The sequence below is a fragment of the Psychrobacillus sp. Z16_25 genome, from assembly GCF_056856695.1.
Genome location: NZ_JBXEOV010000001.1, coordinates 247461 through 268231 on the forward strand (window position 1 = coordinate 247461; position 20771 = coordinate 268231).

Consider the following 20771-nt stretch of genomic DNA (forward strand, 5'->3'; position numbering starts at 1 on the left):
GGTTTAGACTTATTAGGACTAATACCCGTAATCGTAGCGGATGGCTTGAATGGAGTTATCTATACAAAAATAATTGAATCTTCATTATTACGGAAGGAATGAGAGATATGGACACAATTAATTTAGTAGTTCTTAATGACTCAAATGCTAATAAATATATCCCTTTGTTAAGAAAAAAAACATCTAAATCTATAAGTGACATAAAACAAAATATCAGTATGGGAAACCCTGTGATTAAAAGTGATTATTATGATGCAGAAGAATTGGAATTTTTAGTAGCGTCTGCTGAGGAATTGCTTCTAATGGGAGCTAGTATCAAAATTTATGAAGATGAAGAAGAGATTACACTTGAAATGGTAAAAAATTTAATTGGTACGATAGAAGGCGTTGCAAAAGATAGGGAAGAAATGGATAAATTAATGTTTGATGATGATAATGAATAAAAGGAAGAGAGATTATTAAAGCATATAAAACTATGAATAGAAAATAAAGAAAATGTGAAGTGGATAGAAATAATAATATGGCTGCTTAACGCCTCACCATAAAAGTTCTGCTGAGATTGTTAATTAACAGATTTACATGGTAATATACCTCATATTGGTTCTGCATCAGATTTTAAGGGGGAAAATAAAAATGAACAAAATAATCAAGCAAACATTGATTGAAATAGTTGATCCAGAAATGGTCGTCTCAAAAAAAGATGATGCATATAAGTCAATCGAAACAATTGAACGATTGTATGGTGTAGATTTACCATTAGATTATAAAGAGTTCTTACTTGAATATGGAGGATGTTTTATTAAAGATAATAGAATGTATCAGCCGATTGAAGTTACCCCTGTAACTCCTGAGGATGGCTTTGACTCGATAGGTAGCTTTTATGGTATTACTAATGATGCCTATGATATTGAATCAATCATTCAAACATATAAAGATATTTTAGGCAGAATTGTAATGCCTATTGCAGATGCTAATGGGGGAGATTTAATATGTATCGGATTAAAAGATAAATACAGGGGTAAAGTTTATTATTGGTATCATGAAGTTGAAACGACTGACGAAGATAGAAAAGAATATTATTATCTTATAGCAAACTCTTTTGAAGAATTTATTTTAAAATTTTCACCTCATGAAAGAAAAATAAATGTGAATTTAGATAACATTGAACTCTTCTTAGACGATGATTTATTAAAAGATTAGTATCCCCTATATAAACTATAAAAGCTTGATTGGCAAAGTGATTTGCCTTTCAAGGTTTCTTTATAATGGGCTACCTAGTGTTGAATGAAGCACCATTAATTTACGGAATAAAGACCAATCGCAATGGATGAAATTATAATTTGGGATAAAGAAGTAGAGTAACACTCATTAAATTTTAGAAAAGGATATGTGAATGTTGTTTCATCAGGATTTGAATTCTTTTTTTATGATTTAAAAGATAATGACTTTAATAACGATGAATTAATGTGGCAGCCTCATCTAGAAGTGATTAAATTAGGTTATTATAGAGATTTAATAGAGAAGGATTGCATACCTAGATGCTTAAGATGATATTGAGAAGCTTCTAATAGATTTTTCGTATGATGGTCAGCTGAAAAAACAGTTTACAGATGTTAACGTCTTGGTAATATAAGGCACTTGATTGTTAAAATGAACTGCACCTTCATTTGCTAGTTGTTGTCTAACAAATGGGGTGCAGTTCAATGCTATCCGATTCTTTTACAGAAAAATTATGTGTTAATGGGAGCTTGCCAGAAAAGATGTGTTAAGTATGTAAGGCACCCAAATGAGCATGATGTAGATATCAATTGTAAACCATTTTAGGGGGATGGAACTTTATGGTTAAGATGAAACTGAAAATTGATGATGATTCAAATAAATTAAAGTATGTATCCATTATCAGACAGAGAAATGGAGCAAGTATTCAACAGATAAAAAAAATATAGAAGATAATAACGTAGTATTAGAATGTAACTATTTTGATACAGAAGAGTTAATAGACTTCAAGCAAACAATTGAAGTTTTAATAAGTAAGGGAGCCACTGTACATTTGTTTCAAGATAATAGGCAGGTACAGATTGATTATATTAGTAACCTGATTAGCTCACATGAACATATTGCTAAAGAAAGAGAAAAGATAGATGATATGATTTTAAGAGATACTTATGATGAAGTAGATTAAGCAATACTAATAAAAGTAATAATAAGAACCTTGATTGGCAAAAAGCCTATCAAGGTAGTTTTTCAGGAAAACCGATTGGGGCTTTTAAATACGAAGGAGATATAGAAATGGAATTTAAGGATGGATCAATAATATATCCTTTGCCGGATGATACTTTGCTTTCTGAAAAGGAAGTTAAGTGGAGAATAAACTTACCAGAAGCGTATAAAGAATTTATAAAAAAATATAATGGCGGTACTCCTATAAAGGATAGTTTTAAATGTAATAACCATCATTATGCGATTGATAGGTTTTTATGTATTTTAAAAGTAACCGGGGAAAGAGAAGACGAGTATTACGATATAGGGGTAGTTAGAACACAACTAGACGAAAGAATTGTTTTTGATGAAAATTTAGTAGGTACTGAATTGTTACCAATTGCTGTTTTATTTGCAGGTGACTTTGTTTGCTTAGACTATCGTAACAATGTAGAAGAGCCTATTGTATGCGTTTGGAAGCATGAAGAGTCTTCAGATTTAAATCCTATAACATATAAAGTAAGTAACAGCTTTAAAGAATTTTTAGATATATTAACAGAATAGATACTGTTGGTAGTGAATTAACCTTACTGTTGAATAAATAGTTAAAACCTTGAATGGCAATATGCTTTCAAGGTTTTTTTATGCATAAGCAAACTTAGGAGATTAAGGTAGATTACCCGATGACGATGATTATTAAAGAGGTGCACAATTTAATGAGTTATAGATGGGGTGTAGTTTGGTATAATATGGATATGTGTGTAAAATGACGTAAAAGAGTTGTCTCCAAAGAAAGTCTCGGTTAATATTAAACGAATTTATTGTAATGGAATCATATTGTTACCTTGTTAAATTGATCGAAAAATTGATAGATGAATTTAAATAAAAAGGAGTGATTTCGGTTGGATAAATTATCTTTTTTAAAATAATACAGAAAAAGTATTGAGATTGTGTCTATCAGTGACATACTCAATAATGAAAAGAGAAATATTCCTGAAAAATGGATAGAGATATTTAAAGAAACAGATAAAACTAGAAAGAAAGATAAATTAATAGCTTTATGGAATAGTGTCTGTGAAAAAGAATTGAGTAATACTATCTCATACTTGAAAGAGAATTTAATAGAATTTGAATTAATTTTAGATAATGGAGAATATGCAGTACTTTACAGCGTAAAGAGTGAAAAGGACGAAATTCTTTATTATGAAGGTGGTATACCGACAAATTCTATTTATACTTCAGAAATGCAACGAGATTGGTCAAATGTTCCAGAATCTATTAAGGAATTCTATGAAAAGTTACACAATGGTTTTTATTATCTGCCAAGTAGAGCTATGGGACTTGTACCAGTAGAACGCATTACTCATTTTGAGGATCATGAATGGGGAATACTTGAAGAATTAGATGGACCACTAGGAGTTAATATGGCTACAACATATGGTTTTTTTGAAAATGGCATGGGAGGATATGTTGCTATAGATTTAAACAACTGTATAGGTGATATAGCGACATTGTGGTTTACCAATGATAACCCTGAATATAATGTGGATTTCTGGGATATTGTAGATGAATGGATTGTAATAGGGCTTCAAGATAATTAAAAAATATATGTAAATTTATATTGGCTGCACCACAATATCAAATTGGATTCCAATATGTAGGGGGGAGCAAATCAATGATGGGTAATGAACAGAACAAAATTAATAGAAATTTAGAGAAACAGCAAGATAAAGTGATTAATTTAATAGATAAAGTTCTAGAGGACTTATCTGGAGAAATTGAGGCTAGAAAAAAAGGGCTGATTGGTAGTAATGAAATTCCCTCTGCATCGCAACTAGAGTCTATATCTAATGAATTAATTAAAATGAAGAGAATATTATCTCCAGTAACTTATTACTCGACTTATGGGAGACAAATAGTAGACACATGGGATATACATTCTAACCTTGGTGATAAGTTACTAGCTGTAGAGCAAGAGTATAAAAAATTGAAGTAATTGAAAAACCTTGATAAGCTTCTACGCTTTTCAAGGTTTTTAGAATGAGACCTCTTGAGGTCGAAGCCATCCCCAGCTGGATACAGGTATGATGCTAGTTGCCAAGATTACTAGGTGCAGTGGTTACGAAGAACCAGTAGTAGTTGTCATGGCAAAAAAAGTTGTCATATTGTTACTTTAAAACTTACAAATGTAATGTAACTTAAAAATATATGAATTTAAAGCACCTTGATTGTCAAAGGCAACAAGTGATTTTTTATAAGTAGCATGGGCAGTCTTAGACCAGATAAAATCCTGTAATTAAACGATTTTAGATATCTATTAAACCAAAGGCGGTATAAGAATGGAAAAAATACATCGTGGAAATGGCTTTGCAATTGTAGAAAAAGATGGGGGATATCAAATTTCTTGGGCCCAGGGACCCTATAATGAGCCAGTTTTTTATCCTATTTCTAAACAAAACATGGACAAAGCGTTTAAATCGGATCAAGACGCTCATGAAGTAATGATTTACGCAGAAACAGGACAATGGCCTTTAGGAATTGAAAGGAGGAAAAGCAGGTGACAAGAGATGAGATTGCAAATTTATTAGATGGTATATTAGATAAAGAATTAGGAAATTTAGATACTCCATCGGTAAGTGAGTGGGAAAATATCGAAAATAATTTTGGATGTCATTTTCCACCAGAATTTAAGTTCTTCTGAGATAAAAGAATTACTTCATAACAATGATTTCATTTTATCAAGTAATCTATTAGAAATTGATGAATTGCTGGAAATGAAAAACATAGTAAGTCTTTTATTAGAAGCTGGTGCTAAAGTTCACATATTTGATGGATATAGAGAGGTTAGCTTTGAGTTTTTAGATAATCTTATAGAATCTCATTTAGATACAGAAAGGCATCTGGAAGAAGTTGATAAGCAAATGTTAATTGAGGAGTAATACAGCTTCTTGGTATATTCGAGGACAAAGAAGAAGGTAAAGGGTGATTGGATGAAATACGCTTGTCCTTGCTGTGGCTATAAAACATTGGATGAAGAGCCTCCAGGAACATACGAAATATGTAGTATCTGTTTTTGGGAAGATGATGGGGTTCAATATGATGATCCAGATTATGAGGGTGGCGCAAACGTCCCATCTTTAAGGCAAGCGCAGAAAAATTATGTGTTAATGGGAGCTTGCGAGAAAAGATGTGTTGAGTTTGTAAGAGAACCTAATGAGTATGATGTGAAGGACATCAATTGGAAACCATTTTAGGGTAGTTGTGAAGATGAAACTGAAAAATGATGATAACCTGGACAGGCACTGTAAATCCGCTCGTCAGTCTTAAATCAGATTTAAATCCTTTACAGTAAAGGAGCGAATACATTGTCAATAAAGTTTAGCCATTATGATAATGAGCTTGTAGTAGAAAATAAAAAAAATAGTTTTTGACCACAATATACGTTATGTAGAAGAAGTAAATTCGATTTTAATCGTATTACTTGAGATACCAAACGACATTAGCTATCTAAATAATGTTTTTGGTATTAATAGAAATGGGGAAATACAGTGGCGTATTCAGAGTGCTAAGGATGTTTTTCCAGTAAAGAACCAGTTCCCATTTGAAAATCTAATGGTGAGTGGTACGGAAATTTTTGTGTCTGACTTTTATGGTAGAAGGTTCTCGGTGAATCCTTCTAATGGGGATATTTTATCTCATGATATAAAAAGATGATCTTTGGGAAAGGGTAGACGGAGAATCTTCAAATAGAAAATAACCCATTTCCGTCCCCCCTCATACATCCGTGAAGAATGGAAAAGCATTAAATGAGTGTGCATAGGTACTTTGAGAAGCCGATAGGTGAGCTTATCGAGAGATAGGCTCACTTTTTTATCCCGCATTAAGGGACAGTAAGACTCCCACTTCAAGATGGCAAAAGAAATGAGACAGCTACGTGGGAGATCAACTGTCCCTAAAAGCCCGATTGGTTCAACTAATGATTGGTGGGGGATGAAAGAAACCCCCCACCAATCAAAGTTTCACTTTATATGCATTTACTAGAATGCTCCTTAAAAAATTCAATCGTTTTCGTCCAAGAATCTGTGCTTGCTCTAGCTGTATCTCTTTTATTTCCACCAGTAAATTTATTGGTGGCCAGGTTTATATAAGGTATGCCAGCTTCATGACCTGCTCCTGGATAAACGATATGCTCATAGGGAAATGAAAAATGTGCATCTTTTAAGCGTTTTAGCCCCGGCTCATTGGTTGCTACTGAATCGTAAATGGCATCTGCGTCACCAGAAATCATAAGAATGGGGCCATTTATTTTCTCGAGTGGGATTGTGGCGCCATCAGTAATCGCTTGATCAGCGAGTAAAAATTCATACCATTTCTTCAATGGGTTTTCTCCTAGTTTTCTTAATCGTAAGCATTCCATCGCGACCTCCGGAGAGTTCGTGGGGCGAGCATAGGGCACCGCTTTCCCTTCATAAGTCCATGATGGTGGCAAGTGATTATCGGTAGACCAGGGAACGATCCCGCTCATCGAAACAGAAGAACCATGTAAGGAAACAACGGCTGTAATCTCAGGAAAATGACTTGCTGCTAATAAAGCAAGTTCTCCTGCCTTTGAGGTGCCGTGAATCCCTAGCGATCCTTCCTCTACCAGCTCACAATTCTTCATCCAGGCAATTGCAGCATGCATATATTCGAGTGGTATTTCAACCAATTGCTTGGGTAGATGCTCAACACCCCAATAACCGAGTGCCAGTACATGAAACCCATGAGAAGCGAGTAATGCGGCAGGATATTCGTAAATACCTCCCTCAGAACCACCGAAGACAATAATTCCAGGCCTCGGCTTTTTATCTTGGTGTGTAAAAAAGGTGCCTACTAACCCCTGATCTCTAACATTCTGTCGCATAATATCAGGAGCCTTCCATAGACGAGTGATTTCCTTTTTATCAACAATCTGACCATCAGAGAGCTCCAGAGATAAAACCATCTGTTGAGGAGCTAGTTTGGAGTAACTTTCGTTTAGAAGAGGCTCTGTCTTCTTAAATTCCTGGGTATAAAACAATCCCATCCCGTCGATGTAGGAGTAAGTGCCGTCTATTGGAGCAGCAGTTTCCAAATCTATTACTCCCTCATGATTTGCTTCAAAAATTGCATACGATTCAAAATGAAATAGCTGATTCGGCGTGGAGGCCTGCCTTTGCAAGCGAATAGTTGCTTGTTCTCCCGGTGATAAATGAAAGGCTTTAATCGAAATCGGCCTATCTATCATGCTTATTGGCTGGCTAATTAATAGCTGTGGCTTTGTTGCGTTCTCTCCCAAAATTATTTCCCCCCTTTCGTTTAACTTTCCACTAAACAAGGGGTTTTTCCTTCTATTTATTCATTCTCCTGATAAAAATAAAACATATCCTGGAGAGATAGCTTTTCAAATACACCAACAAAATAGCCCACTGGATTTTTTACTTTCTTTTCTTTCATTGCCTGCAAGGAAATAATCAAGGCACGGTAGCCAATCCTTTCATAATCACTCTGAAACTGAGGGAACTTGGAGATACCCTTGTAGGTGATGCTCCTATAAGCTCCATATAACCTCCTGACTAATGTTCGATCATTCCCTAGCTTAGCTAAGATTGCTGCTTTAAAATGGTCATAAAAGGTTTGGGCGGGGGGATACGTAGTATTTAATATTTTATTAGGATAGATTAAAGGAAGTAAGGATTCTTTTTCTCTCACTGGCTCTTCAGCCATTGATGCCACTTGATTTTTATTCTCCAAGCGACCTGTCATTTCCGCCTTGTCATCAGCAGGCAAGATACATAATATGTTCGCTCCATGACCTTTTGTCACTCTTCGGATTGTAGTTAATTTTTTGATAATAAAAAGACTCTCCAGCTTTCGCAATGCTCTCCTGACCGTAGAATCGGATTTTTCAACCAATCGACAAATGGTCTCCACCTTTAAATGTGCAGCACCAGGGTATTTACAGCAATAGTTTGCGAGTAACGATAAGATAGTCCGGTCCGTGTCATGCAGCTTGTCTCCATGTTGCATCAAATGCTTATGAATATGAACATCCATTTCCTCAACAGAAGCAAAAGTTTGATATGAAGTAAGATAAAGAGTCATCTACTATCCCCCTGAAATTTTGTTTCCTTCATCAATTAAATAGAAAGAAAACAGGGGAACGGATACAAAGAAAGTGGATATTTTGATAATTACCTTAAAACGGTACAATTGTATTAGTGAGGAAGGTTGTGGCATTTTCTAAGAAGGGGGAGGAAAGTTAGTGAAAAGTGTAGGTATTCTTCTTATAGGATTATCATTATTGTCTTTAGCAATGACTTCGGTTATTTCAGATTTAATTCCTGCATTGTATAGTGCAGGTGGGTTTAATCGTTCATACCAAATTTCAATCTTTGTTTATATTGTCATAGGTCTGGTGTTTTTATTGGGGTTATATTCTTTGTTTAATAAAAGAAGCATCAATCACCAATGAGAAAGCAAATAAATGAACCCAAAAAGTCCGATTGTTGCAATGGTATAGAACCATGCATGTTGCTTGCGTTTCTCATCTCTTATCAAGGAAACGACTAGTAGCACAAAAGCAATTGCGTAAGTAGCTCGATATTCTTGCAATAAATAAGCAATTAATACTCCAAGGGCGATAAGGAATGAAGGAAGCAAAGGATTTTTCGCTAGCGAAACAGCTTTCGTTTTCATTTTATCCTCCTTTTACATGTTATTTTTGTTATTATATGAGAAATGACTCGTCACCATAAGCTAGCGAGAACATAAATACTTTTGAAGCCTAACAAGAGAAACGAACGACCTCTCTCTTATTAGGCTCTTTGATGGTCAGAGAATGGATTTCAGCTTTCCTTCCCGTTCATTTTTAAGGATCTCTGAATGATGTTTCCTTTTATCTTTGCTAAGGTATTTGACTTCTTGATAATGACTTCAGAAAGTTCTCGAGGAGCAGTTGTTAATAATTCATACCCATCCTTTGTGATAAGAATCGTATCAGAATGTCTATATCCTCCGACTCCTTCTATATAAATACCTGGCTCAACTGTGACGATCATATTTTCTTGCAAAATTTCCTTACTACCTTGTGCTAGGAAAGGTGCCTCATGGTTACCTAAGCCTACACCGTGGCCCGTACGGTGTAACAAATTTTCCTTCATGCCATTTTGTACAAGATATTCCCTTGCCTCTGCATCTACGTCGGCAGCTCTTACCCCAGCTTTTAGTATAGTTAATGCCTTTTGACGAGCTTGCATCATGTGGTGGAATAATTCCTCTTCTTCTTTAGTTGGACTATCTAAGAAAAACGTTCGCTCACATTCAGAGGCGTAGCCGTTTATTCTAAAATAAGCCATTGCTACATTCGGTCCCTGATTTAAACGATCGTTCAAGCTTGGTATGCTGTGAGGCATAGAACTAATTGGTGCTGGCCAGACAGCAGTCAGGAGACTGGTAGTGATTGGGTCGAATTGATTCGTGCGAATGAGCTCTGTTTGTACGCTTCTTGACAAAGCGAAGGGTTCTACAACGGTAGCTCCTTTGTATGCAGATTTAAAAATCAAATCCATCGCCTTATCAGATATCTTAGCACTTGTTCTAATCATTTCAATTTCATATGAGCTTTTTATTTTCCTTTGTGTTTCGACTAGTCCACTCGGAAATAGCTCTTTTGCTTTTATATTTAAAAATACATTGGTTTTTACATTTCCTTCTAACCCTACTCTTTCAAATCTTTTTAAATATTCCTCTAAGACTTCATACCAGTTTTCTCCCTTTGGTGAAGGATAGTCCCAATAAGTAATAACTTTACAGTCTAAGATTCCTTTATATACATGAGATTCTTCAAGCTTAGGAACAACTAAAACAGGTTGTTGATCATGGGAAATGATAAGGAAAAAAGGACGTTCCTCTGGTTTATAGGTAATGTTTGTGAAGTACCAAATGTCATCTTCGGCGGTAATAATATAAGAATCCATTGACTCGGCCTCCATTACTTGTTGAAGGCGCTCTATTCTATTCATTAATTCATGCTTTAACATACTAATCTCCACCTTTTTGTCCTTCTAATTTAACTATTTTTTAATCCCACTAATTCATCCCATTCCTCCATGAATTTAGCCGTAGATTTCTCTACTTCCTCTTCATCTGGAACGTGGCTTAGTATTTCCTCTTGAGTATAAACTCTACCGCCTTTTACAATCGCATGAATCTCTTGTGTATGTTTAATGTCCTCTAATGGATTGCTATTTAACAGTACTAAATCAGCAATATATCCTTCTTTTATTACACCAATACCATCCAGGTTGATAGATTTTGCCGCATTTATCGTCGCTGCTTGTAAAGCTTCTAATTCTGTAAAACCAGTTTCCACAAATAATTCGAGTTCACGGTGTAAAACCATGCCGGGGTACGTATATAACAAGCCAGGAGTATCCGTTCCGGCGACTACTATTCCACCCATGTCATGGTACATTTTAGCGATGGTTCTATCTAATTTGTATGTTTTGGCATTGTACTTTTTAATCGACTCTACATGTTCCGCTTGTTGCTCCCAGTATTGCACAATGTAATTTATCTTGGAGGCTGATTCTATTACCATATTTTTAGGGGACCAAAATTCAGGATATTTGATAGATTGGTCGATAATGACCATTGTTGGACATAGTTTTACATTGTATGCCAACATTTTCTCGCAAAGTTCCTTTATTTTTTCGTGATCTGGGTTTTCCCAATCGATATGGAGCCATTCCTCTTGGTCTACAAATAGATTCCAGCCCTTATACATCACATGTGCAAAGCCCGATGTATGTTCAATCCAAGTAACTCCACACTCAGCTGCATCTAAAGCAGTTACATCCTTTGAATTCACCAAATCAATGGCAACCTCCAATTTGTGCTTCTTCGCCTCATCTACTGCTGCTGCCATCACATCTTTTTTTATCCATCCATACAATTTAACAAACTTTGCGCCAACTTCTACTTGTCTACGAACTTCTTTCCTCGCTTCTTCTGGATCATCTGTAACGAGAGCACCATAGCTAGTCGGCCCCCATTGACCAGGTGTTCCATCAATCATTCTATCTGATGCATACACTCTTGGGGTTGGTGCCTCATCAGGCTGTTCAATTAACTTTGAAAGTAGCTGAACATTACCTGCAGTATTTCTTACTGTCGTTACTCCCGATGCAACGAAGTGAGGAGCAAAACGCTCGTTAATATGACAATGCATATCAATTAAACCTGGGATAATATATTTTCCTTCAGCATCAACTATTTCTAGCTCTTCTGGTAAAACTTCCTCGCTTTTAAATATTCTTTTTATTGTATTTCTCTCTACTTCAATTGAACCTACAAATGTACTGCCATTTTCCATATCGATTATTGATCCATCTTTAATAATATAGCTGCCCATCTTACCCTCCTATATTCTTTATGTTCAATGTTAGAAAGAGTTAGAGAAAATTTTACTCTTTTATCCATTTTACCATTATATGTAATGAAATTAAGGGGAATTTAGAAAAAAATTAATGTATAACCATTTATATATTTGAACGATTTTTAACAAAAATATATATTTAAAAATTATTTCACAAATAATAAATTGTACCTGTATTTGAGATATTTTATAATGTTGATGAATTACAGAGGGACAAGATTTACTCTGATCTGCAAGCTAGTCGTAAATAAATCATCGGGACTGATATCTGATATATTCCTAAAGAAAGTTCAGAATTTCTCTACATTTTGAAGTCAAAGAGTGAGGTTGAATAAATCTTCAAAGTACTGAAATTTGTGAGAGAAAGCTTATGAATCGGAAGATATTAGATGAAAGAGACAAAACATCCCCTAACGGTAAAGGTTTTGAGTTAATAATATTTTTGGATAACTATGTGAGAATATTTGTATATTTTTTTGAGTATACTTGTGAAATTTTGCACAAAGTTGACTGGATAGATACCTTTGAAACGAACGTTTTGTCCGAGTTCGATTTATACGTACGAATAGATTGGTTTATTTTATAACTTTTGCGTCTTGGTAACTCATTATCCTCTGTTGATCTTGGATGTAGTAAGGAGGACTTTAAATGAAAAAGTCAATTTTACTTAGTGGGGTACCCCCATGATTTATACAACAGCATAAGCATTGAATCGAAACCACTTAGAAGGAGGAGCGTCGATGAGGCAAAGCCACCAGAAGATAGGCTTAAGCTACAATCAAAGACATCACCTCATCAAGATGATGTCGATTGTTACGCTTATCTGTTTATTAGTACAAACAATTTTAAGTCCTATTAGTCCGTATGTTAATGCGGAAGGAAATGGACTTGGAATAAACTTAAGTACCACTTCTGTTAATGAAACAGAGGGCTTGATTGCAACATTGATTGATTTAGAAGAGGATTCAAAAGGTCCTTTGACTTTTACAGTACCAGAAGGTTTGACGATTTCTAGTATTGTAGCAGGACAAGAAAATGTAGAAGAGATTAGCAGTGGCAAGCAAACATTGCAATTTAATTGGACAGAGAATAGTAACAAAGTAGTGCAGGTTCAATTACAAGCTCAAAAAGCAGGGGATTATACTGCGATATTTTCTTCGTCAGATTCCACTGTTTCAGCAAGTGTGACAGTTGTTGCAACGGAAACAGAAGAAGTAGAATCAACTCAACCTGAAACAGAGAAGGTAGCTACAGAAGAGCAAAGCAGTGAGGATGAAGATGATGAGGCAGACTCGACAGTACCTCAAGATAAAGAGGAATCAAAAGAGGTAGCTACAGAAGAAAAAGAAGATGCTGCTCAAACACCATCCGCGCATGCTCCAGGTTGGCCAAATTATCCAGGTTGGCCTGATGATGACGATTCATTTAATCACATCGATATTGAAACTGTAGGGTCATTCGAATATAAGGTAGATAATGAAATTAAAACAGTTACTATTAATCTAGATAGTCTTAGTGATTTAGGGACATTAGCAATCTATGAGGGCACTAGCGAGGATATTATTAATGGAACTGCAAAAAAAATTACGGTAGAGCCTCAAAAACGGCCAAGTACTACAGAAGGATATGATTATGAATGGAGCTATAGTGGAGATTTTGATGAAAACAAAACTTATACGGTTGTGTATGATTTTTCGGTAGATGTAGACGGAGAAACACATCATTTCCACTTTGAGCAAGAATATACTTTTGATGGCGATACTAATCTATGCCCAGGTTTTGGCAGTATGAAAGGTCTTGATATTGCCATTAATGCCTCTGATTTAGAGAATATCGTAACAAAAGGAAGTCTAACATTAACTAAAGAAGCAGTTGATACAGAAGGTAATAAGTTAGAGGGGAACTTTACATTTGATATTACAAGTAAAGCCAATAACTATAGCCGAACTATTGAGGCTCAAGCAAAAGACGGTAAGTTCAGTACTGTAATCAATGGGTTAAAGGCCGGAGATTATACTATTACAGAACGAGACCCTAGCGATGCTATCGATGGATACAAATTTAATGATGTTAATGTAAAAGTTGGCGGTACAGAAAGTGATCCTGCGAAAACAAACGATAATTATTCAATCAATGCAAGCATTGCGCAAGGTGGGCAGCAATCTGTAACATTTACAAATATTTACGAACAGATTAATCCAAGCGTGAGTGTGGAAAAGAACATCGTTAAGAAGGAAGCAGTAGACGGAGAGTTTGTATTTGCTCCTGGTGAAACGGTGGAATATGAGATTAAAGTGAAGAATGATGGAAACGTCGATCTTACGAATGTAACACTATCGGATGAATTGCTACGAGATAATGTACTTGCAACCAAACAACTAACAGTGAATGGATATGAAGGGGCATTCTCATTAGCAGTCGACGAAGAAAAAACATTCACTGCTACTTTTGTCGTTCCGGAAAAAGAAGTGGGAGGCACTGTATATAAAAATACAGCAACAGTAAAAGTCAATAACCTAGAAATCTCAGATGATGCTGATTTTACTGTTGAGTCACAGCCTGCAATGGAAGTTGTTAAAAAGGTTAATCAAAACAAAGTGAAGCCTAGTGACAAAGTTACATATACCATTACGGTAACGAACACAGGTAATACAGTATTGAAAAATGTTACATTAACTGATGTAATGCAACAAAATAAAGTAGTGATGGATAAACAGCTGATGCTTATGGACGGAGAGAATGAATACAATGGTGCTTATTTCAATCTCGACCTTGGCGAAAGCAAAACATTCACAGCGGAATTTGAAGTTCCTGAGAAAACAAAAGTAGATACTGTTTTCTACAATGTTGCTACTGCGACTTCTGGTAATGTAACCGCTTCTGATGATGAAACGGTCATAGTCGATAATGATCCTGGTTTAGCTGTAGATAAATCGGTAAATAAAAACGAAGCAAAACCAGGTGAGACGGTTACGTATACGTACAAAGTTACCAATACGGGCAACAGCGACTTGAGAGTGAAACTTTCTGATGTATTGAGTAAAGATGGTGCAAAGCTGCCGGATAATGAGCAGCTAGTTCTAAAAACTGCTAATGGTACTGTCTATAATGGCGAAGTATTTACACTGGCATATGACAAAGAGGTTGAATTCACAGCAGAATTTACTATTCCTGAGAAAACGAAAGTGAATACTTTATTCTACAATGAAGTAACTGTTGAATCGGAAACTTTAAAGGTTACGGATGATGAAACTGTAAAAGTAACGGAGGATCCTAGCCTAACTGTTGATAAAAAAGTAGATAATAAGGTAGCGAAACCAGGAGATACAGTAACTTATACATATACTGTAATGAATACTGGTAACAGTGACCTAAAAGTGACACTGGCTGATGTATTCAGTAAAAACGGTATCGAACTGGAAGAACAGCTTGAAATCTATGATGAACAAGGGAAAGCCTATACAGGAGAAGTATTTGATTTAGCTTATCAAGGTGTTGCTACTTTTACAGCGAAGTATACAATTCCAGATAAAACAAAAGAAGGCACAACCTTTAATAACGTCGTAACTGTTAAATCTGGAGAGCTTGAGGCAACAGATAATGAAACAGTAACGGTTGATAAAGATCCAGCGTTATCAGTCGATAAGTCAGTTGATGAAAACGTCGTAAAACCTGGAGATATAGTAACCTATACATATGAAGTCAAGAATCTAGGTAATAGTGATTTAGAAGTGACATTAGCTGATGTGTTCAGTGAAAACGGTACAATGATGGACAAACAGCTAGAACTAAAAGATGAGGATGGCAACCTCTACAAGGGCGAATCCTTCACATTGCCGTACGAAGGAACAAAAACATTCACTGCGGAATTCCAAATCCCTGAGAACACGAAAGTGGATACGATTTTCCGCAATAAAGTGACGGTAACATCTGGGGATATTGTAAAAACGGATGAAGAAAATGTAACTGTGGCGAATGACCCTAGCCTTTCCGTGAAAAAATCCGTGGATAAAAACGAGGCATTACCAGGCGAAACGGTGACATACACGTACACTGTGAAAAACACTGGTAACAGTGACCTTACAGTGACATTAGCTGACGTAATCAGTGAAAATGACACAGTGATGGAGAAACAGCTTGTGCTGAAAGATGAAGATGGCAACGTCTATAAAGGTGAAGCTTTCACTTTGGCATACAAAGGTGAAAAAGTATTCACTGCGACATTCCAGATTCCAGAGAACACGAAAGTGGATACGATCTTCCACAATGAAGTGACCGTAACATCCGGGGATTTAACTGAAACAGACACAGAAGATGTGACGGTATTAGAAGACCCAGGTCTATCCGTGAAAAAATCCGCGGATAAAAAAGAAGCATTACCAGGAGATACAGTAACATACACGTACACCGTGAAAAACACTGGAAACAGTGACTTAACAGTGACATTAACTGACGTAATCAGTGAAAATGATCAAGTGATGGACAAACAGCTTGTGCTGAAAGATGAAGATGGCAACGTCTATAATGGCGAAGCTTTCACTTTGGCGTACAAAGGCGAAAAAACATTCACTGCGACATTCCAAATTCCGGAGAACACAAAAGTGGATACGATTTTCCACAATGAAGTGACGGTAACGTCCGGAGATTTAACTGAAAAAGACTCTGAAGATGTGACAGTACTGAACGACCCAGGTTTATCCGTGAACAAATCCGTGGATAAAAATGAAGCATTACCAGGCGAAACGGTAACGTACACTTACACCGTGAAAAACACTGGAAACAGTGATTTAGAAGTCACGTTAGCCGATGTAATCAGTGAAAACGGACAAGTGATGGAGAAACAGCTTGTACTGAAAGATGAAGATGGCAACGTCTATAATGGCGAAGCTTTCACTTTGGCGTACAAAGGCGAAAAAACATTCACTGCGACATTCCAAATTCCGGAGAACACAAAAGTGGATACGATTTTCCACAATGAAGTGACGGTAACGTCCGGAGATTTAACTGAAAAAGACTCTGAAGATGTGACAGTACTGAATGATCCTGGTTTATCCGTGAACAAATCCGTGGATAAAAATGAAGCATTACCAGGAGAAACTGTAACGTACACGTACACCGTGAAAAACACTGGGAACAGTGATTTAGAAGTCACATTAGCTGATGTAATCAGTGAAAATGACAAAGTGAGGGAGAAACAGCTCGAGCTAAAAGATGAGGATGGCAATGTCTACAACGGTGAATCCTTCACATTGGCGTACGAAGCGGAAAAAACATTCACTGCGACATTCCAAATCCCGGAGAACACAAAAGTGGATACGATCTTCCACAATGAAGTGACCGTAACATCCGGTGACTTAACCGAAACAGACTCTGAAGATGTGACAATACTGAACGACCCAGGTTTATCCGTGAAAAAATCGGTGGATAAAAATGAAGTATTACCAGGAGAAACTGTAACGTACACGTACACCGTGAAAAACACTGGGAACAGTGATTTAGAAGTCACATTAGCCGATGTAATCAGTGAAAATGACAAAGTGATGGACAAACAGCTCGAACTAAAAGATGAGGAAGGCAACGTCTATAACGGCGAATCCTTCACCTTAGCGTACGAAGCGGAAAAAACATTCACTGCGACATTCCAAATCCCAGAAAACACGAAAGTGGATACGATCTTCCACAACGAAGTAACGGTAACATCTGGGGATATTGTAAAAACGGATGAAGAAGATGTAACTGTGGCGAATGATCCTGGCCTAACTGTGAAAAAATCCGCGGATAAAAACGAGGCGTTACCAGGCGAAACGGTAACATACACATACACAGTGAAAAACACTGGTAACAGTGATTTAGAAGTGACTTTAGCCGATGTAATCAGTGAAAATGACAAAGTGATGGACAAACAGCTCGAACTAAAAGATGAGGATGGCAATATCTATAAAGGCGAATCCTTCACCTTAGCGTACGAAGCGGAAAAAATCTTCACTGCGACATTCCAAATCCCAGAGAACACGAAAGTGGATACAATCTTCCACAATGAAGTGACGGTAACATCTGGGGATATTGTAAAAACGGATGAAGAAGATGTAACTGTGGCGAATGATCCTGGCCTAACTGTGAAAAAATCAGTGGATAAAAACGAGGCATTACCAGGAGAAACAGTAACATACACATACACAGTGAAAAACACCGGGAACAGTGATTTAGAAGTAATATTAGCTGACGTAATCAGTGAAAATGATAAAGTGATGGACAAACAGCTCGAACTGAAAGATGAGGATGGCAACATCTATAAAGGCGAATCCTTCACATTAGCGTACGAAGGTGAAAAAATCTTCACTGCGACATTCCAAATCCCAGAGAACACGAAAGTGGATACGATCTTCCACAATGAAGTGACGGTAACATCTGGGGATTTAATCGAAAAAGATACAGAAGATGTGACAGTACTGAATGACCCTGGTTTATCCGTGAAAAAATCCGTGGATAAAAATGAAGCATTACCAGGCGAAACGGTAACATACACATACACAGTGAAAAACACTGGTAACAGTGATTTAGAAGTGACATTAGCTGACGTAATCAGAGAAAATGATAAAGTGATGGATAAACAGCTAGTACTGAAAGATGAGGATGGCAACATCTACAACGGTGAATCCTTCACATTAGCGTACGAAGGTGAAAAAATCTTCACGGCGACATTCCAAATTCCAGAGAATACGAAAGTGGATACGATTTTCCACAATGAAGTGACCGTAACATCCGGTGACTTAACCGAAACAGACACAGAAGATGTAACAGTTTTAAACGACCCTGGTTTATCCGTGAAAAAATCCGTGGATAAAAACGTAGCAAAACCAGGAGAGACAGTAATATACACTTATACTGTATCGAATACAGGTAACAGTGACCTAAAAGTGACACTGGCTGATGTATTCAGTAAAAACGGTACAGAACTAGAAAAACAGCTTGAAATCTATGATGAACAAGGGAAAGCCTATACAGGAGAAGCATTTGATTTAGCTTATCAAGAAGTTGTAACCTTTACGGCGAAGTATACAATTCCAGATCATACGAAAGAAGGCACAACCTTTACTAACGTCGTAACAGTGAACTCTGGAGAACTTGAGGAAACGGATAATGAAACAGTAACGGTTGATAAAGATCCAGCGTTATCAGTTGATAAGTCAGTGGACAACAATATCGCGAAACCTGGAGAAATAGTTACCTATACGTACAAAGTCAAGAACCTAGGAAATAGTGACCTAGAAGTGACATTGGAGGACGTGTTCAGTAAAGACGGTAAAGAATTGGAAGAGCAGCTTGTCTTAAAAGACGAGGATGGAAACATCTACAATGGCGAATCCTTCACATTAGCGTATGATGGCGAAAAAATATTCACTGCTCAGTACAAAATCCCAGAGAAAACAAAAGTGGATACCGTATTCCATAACGAAGTGACGGTAACATCTGGGGATATTGTAAAAACGGATGAAGAGGATGTAACTGTAGCTAATGATCCTGGCCTATCCGTGAAAAAATCCGTGGATAAATACGAAGCATTACCAGGAGAAACAGTAACGTACACATACACAGTGAAAAACACTGGTAATAGTGATTTAGAAGTTACATTATCTGATGTATTCAGTGAAAATGATAAAGTGATGGACAAACAGCTAGTGCTGAAAGACGAAGATGGCAACATGTATAATGGAGAAGCCTTCACATTGGCGTACGAAGGGACAAAAGTATTCACAGCAGAATACCAAATCCCAGAGAAAACGAAAGTGGATACAATCTTCCATAATGAAGTGACAGTAACATCCGATGATTTAACAGAAACAGATACAGAAGATGTGACTGTGTCTGAGGACCCTGGTTTATCCGTGAAAAAATCCGTGGATAAAAATGAAGCAAAACCAGGAGAAACCGTAACGTACACTTATACTGTAATGAATACAGGTAACAGCGACCTAGAAGTAGCTTTATCTGACGTATTCAGTGAAAATGGTACAGTGATGGATGAGCAGCTAGTAGTGAATTATGAGGATGGCCGCATTTACAACGGTGAAGAATTCACTTTAGCTTACGAAGAAACAAAAGTATTTACTGCAGCATTCACAATTCCAGAAGATGCTATAGCAAACACCGTTTATCACAATGTTGTAACTGTAACATCTGGTGATTTAGACATTTCTGATGAGGTAGATGTCACTGTCGATGAAGTACCAAGTCTTACAGTAGAAAAAACAGCGGATAAAACGCAATATCTGCCAGGTGAAACGGTAACTTATACGATCAATGTGACAAACGATGGTAACGTTGATTTAGAAGGTATCACGCTAGACGATGTCTTTAGTAAAAATGACGTTGTAGCAGAACAACAATTAACACTTGAAGGCTATGAGGGTGCATTTAATTTGGCAATCGGTGAAACAAAGAGCTTTATTTCTAAGTTTGTCATCCCTGAAGATGATCTTGCAGATACAACCTATAAAAATGTCGTAACTGCAACAACAGGTGACAATTCAGGTGAATCTGAAGTAGAGATTGTTGTCGATCCTACCTATGCATTCACTATTGAAAAAACAGTAGATAAAGACGAAGCAACAGTTGGGGAAACAGTAACATACACAATCGACGTAACGAATACAGGCAATAAAGCCTTAACGAACGTTCAAGTGAAGGACGATATGATTGGCCTTGATACTGTCATCGACCAATTAGCTGTTAATGAGTCTAAAACATTCACTGGTGAGTATAAAATTACAGCTGATGACATCGGTGAACTGGAGAATATCGCAACAGCTACTGTAGAAGTAGACGGCGAAACAATCACCCATGATGCTTCTGCAATCGTGAAAGTATCTGCAAAAGTGGAAGCAGCAGGGGATGAAAATCCAACACCAACTGATAAGGTTGTAAACCCACAAACTGGTGACAATACAATCAGTACTCTATTAATCCTACTTGTATTCGTACTAGCTGGAATCGGCTTATACGTATATATAAGAAAATGTAGAGGATTATCGAGTTAAGTAAATAGTTTAAGAGATTAAGAGACAGGGAGCTTCTAAAATTATTTTAGAGGCTCTCTGTTTTTGTTTGTGAGTTT

17 protein-coding genes are annotated in these 20771 nt (G+C 36.7%); 12 read left to right on the top strand and 5 right to left on the bottom strand.

From position 1 onward, the window contains the following. The first annotated feature begins 107 nt into the window (after positions 1 to 107). The 10 genes from AC1VU3_RS01190 to AC1VU3_RS01235 all read left to right on the top strand — a co-directional run bounded on the left by AC1VU3_RS01190 (position 108) and on the right by AC1VU3_RS01235 (position 5913). A complete protein-coding gene (locus AC1VU3_RS01190) occupies positions 108 to 443 on the top strand; it encodes a hypothetical protein (protein WP_482982496.1) in 336 nt (111 codons plus the stop codon). Positions 444 to 633: 190 nt separating this feature from the next. Then, positions 634 to 1200, top strand: a complete 567-nt coding sequence (locus AC1VU3_RS01195; protein ID WP_482982497.1) for an SMI1/KNR4 family protein — start codon at positions 634 to 636, stop codon at positions 1198 to 1200. Positions 1201 to 2289: 1089 nt separating this feature from the next. Further along, on the top strand, positions 2290 to 2763 hold the full coding sequence (locus tag AC1VU3_RS01200) for an SMI1/KNR4 family protein (protein WP_482982498.1): 474 nt from the start codon (positions 2290 to 2292) through the stop codon (positions 2761 to 2763). Positions 2764 to 3149: 386 nt separating this feature from the next. Beyond that, positions 3150 to 3800, top strand: a complete 651-nt coding sequence (locus AC1VU3_RS01205; protein WP_480388337.1) for an SMI1/KNR4 family protein — start codon at positions 3150 to 3152, stop codon at positions 3798 to 3800. Positions 3801 to 3874: 74 nt separating this feature from the next. Next, entirely contained in the window at positions 3875 to 4195 is a 321-nt protein-coding gene (locus tag AC1VU3_RS01210) for a hypothetical protein (protein ID WP_480388338.1), read from the top strand. A 343-nt stretch (positions 4196 to 4538) separates the two neighbouring features. Further along, positions 4539 to 4760, top strand: a complete 222-nt coding sequence (locus tag AC1VU3_RS01215) for a hypothetical protein (protein ID WP_482982499.1) — start codon at positions 4539 to 4541, stop codon at positions 4758 to 4760. Next, positions 4757 to 4900, top strand: coding sequence for a hypothetical protein (locus AC1VU3_RS01220; RefSeq protein WP_482982500.1), 144 nt, complete (start codon positions 4757 to 4759; stop codon positions 4898 to 4900). The genes AC1VU3_RS01215 and AC1VU3_RS01220 overlap by 4 nt, the downstream gene beginning before the upstream one ends. Before the next feature lie 73 nt (positions 4901 to 4973). Next, positions 4974 to 5138, top strand: a complete 165-nt coding sequence (locus AC1VU3_RS01225; protein ID WP_482982501.1) for a hypothetical protein — start codon at positions 4974 to 4976, stop codon at positions 5136 to 5138. 51 nt (positions 5139 to 5189) lie between these two features. Continuing rightward, on the top strand, positions 5190 to 5453 hold the full coding sequence (locus AC1VU3_RS01230) for a CPCC family cysteine-rich protein (RefSeq protein WP_482982636.1): 264 nt from the start codon (positions 5190 to 5192) through the stop codon (positions 5451 to 5453). Positions 5454 to 5670: 217 nt separating this feature from the next. Then, positions 5671 to 5913, top strand: a complete 243-nt coding sequence (locus AC1VU3_RS01235; RefSeq protein ID WP_482982637.1) for a DUF7957 family protein — start codon at positions 5671 to 5673, stop codon at positions 5911 to 5913. Positions 5914 to 6223: 310 nt separating this feature from the next. Here AC1VU3_RS01235 and AC1VU3_RS01240 read toward each other — a convergent pair whose 3' ends face one another. Both AC1VU3_RS01240 and AC1VU3_RS01245 read right to left on the bottom strand, forming a co-directional pair. After that, positions 6224 to 7516 carry an acyl-CoA thioesterase/bile acid-CoA:amino acid N-acyltransferase family protein gene (locus tag AC1VU3_RS01240; protein WP_482982502.1) on the bottom strand — a complete coding sequence of 431 codons (1293 nt, stop codon included), beginning with the start codon at positions 7514 to 7516 and terminating at the stop codon, positions 6224 to 6226. Positions 7517 to 7572: 56 nt separating this feature from the next. Next, positions 7573 to 8322 carry a helix-turn-helix domain-containing protein gene (locus AC1VU3_RS01245; RefSeq protein ID WP_482982503.1) on the bottom strand — a complete coding sequence of 250 codons (750 nt, stop codon included), beginning with the start codon at positions 8320 to 8322 and terminating at the stop codon, positions 7573 to 7575. Positions 8323 to 8482: 160 nt separating this feature from the next. Here AC1VU3_RS01245 and AC1VU3_RS01250 point away from each other — a divergent pair, with 160 nt between their 5' ends. After that, positions 8483 to 8692: a hypothetical protein gene (locus tag AC1VU3_RS01250; protein ID WP_482982504.1), complete on the top strand. Its 210-nt coding sequence runs from the start codon at positions 8483 to 8485 to the stop codon at positions 8690 to 8692. Here the strand turns inward: AC1VU3_RS01250 and AC1VU3_RS01255 are convergent. The 3 genes from AC1VU3_RS01255 to AC1VU3_RS01265 form a co-directional block, all read right to left on the bottom strand. Next, positions 8683 to 8916, bottom strand: coding sequence for a hypothetical protein (locus tag AC1VU3_RS01255; RefSeq protein WP_482982505.1), 234 nt, complete (start codon positions 8914 to 8916; stop codon positions 8683 to 8685). The genes AC1VU3_RS01250 and AC1VU3_RS01255 overlap by 10 nt on opposite strands. A gap of 149 nt (positions 8917 to 9065) precedes the next feature. Continuing rightward, positions 9066 to 10259, bottom strand: a complete 1194-nt coding sequence (locus AC1VU3_RS01260) for a M24 family metallopeptidase (protein WP_482982506.1) — start codon at positions 10257 to 10259, stop codon at positions 9066 to 9068. Between the two features lie 29 nt (positions 10260 to 10288). Next, a complete protein-coding gene (locus AC1VU3_RS01265; RefSeq protein ID WP_482982507.1) occupies positions 10289 to 11632 on the bottom strand; it encodes an amidohydrolase family protein in 1344 nt (447 codons plus the stop codon). A gap of 764 nt (positions 11633 to 12396) precedes the next feature. On the opposite strand from AC1VU3_RS01265, the gene AC1VU3_RS01270 reads away from it, so the two are divergent. Beyond that, positions 12397 to 20694 (top strand): DUF7507 domain-containing protein, encoded by an 8298-nt coding sequence (locus AC1VU3_RS01270; protein ID WP_482982508.1) that lies wholly within the window; start codon positions 12397 to 12399, stop codon positions 20692 to 20694. The last annotated feature ends 77 nt before the right edge of the window (positions 20695 to 20771 follow it).

Bases quoted from the DNA above. Each gene is read 5' to 3' on its own strand.
- AC1VU3_RS01190 (WP_482982496.1), top strand. From the start codon at position 108: ATGGACACAATTAATTTAGTAGTTCTTAATGACTCAAATGCTAATAAA.
- AC1VU3_RS01195 (WP_482982497.1), top strand. From the start codon at position 634: ATGAACAAAATAATCAAGCAAACATTGATTGAAATAGTTGATCCAGAA.
- AC1VU3_RS01210 (WP_480388338.1), top strand. From the start codon at position 3,875: ATGATGGGTAATGAACAGAACAAAATTAATAGAAATTTAGAGAAACAG.
- AC1VU3_RS01230 (WP_482982636.1), top strand. From the start codon at position 5,190: ATGAAATACGCTTGTCCTTGCTGTGGCTATAAAACATTGGATGAAGAG.
- AC1VU3_RS01270 (WP_482982508.1), top strand. From the start codon at position 12,397: ATGAGGCAAAGCCACCAGAAGATAGGCTTAAGCTACAATCAAAGACAT.
- AC1VU3_RS01260 (WP_482982506.1), bottom strand. From the start codon at position 10,259: ATGTTAAAGCATGAATTAATGAATAGAATAGAGCGCCTTCAACAAGTA.
- AC1VU3_RS01255 (WP_482982505.1), bottom strand. From the start codon at position 8,916: ATGAAAACGAAAGCTGTTTCGCTAGCGAAAAATCCTTTGCTTCCTTCA.
- AC1VU3_RS01245 (WP_482982503.1), bottom strand. From the start codon at position 8,322: ATGACTCTTTATCTTACTTCATATCAAACTTTTGCTTCTGTTGAGGAA.
- AC1VU3_RS01225 (WP_482982501.1), top strand. From the start codon at position 4,974: ATGAAAAACATAGTAAGTCTTTTATTAGAAGCTGGTGCTAAAGTTCAC.
- AC1VU3_RS01200 (WP_482982498.1), top strand. From the start codon at position 2,290: ATGGAATTTAAGGATGGATCAATAATATATCCTTTGCCGGATGATACT.
- AC1VU3_RS01215 (WP_482982499.1), top strand. From the start codon at position 4,539: ATGGAAAAAATACATCGTGGAAATGGCTTTGCAATTGTAGAAAAAGAT.
- AC1VU3_RS01265 (WP_482982507.1), bottom strand. From the start codon at position 11,632: ATGGGCAGCTATATTATTAAAGATGGATCAATAATCGATATGGAAAAT.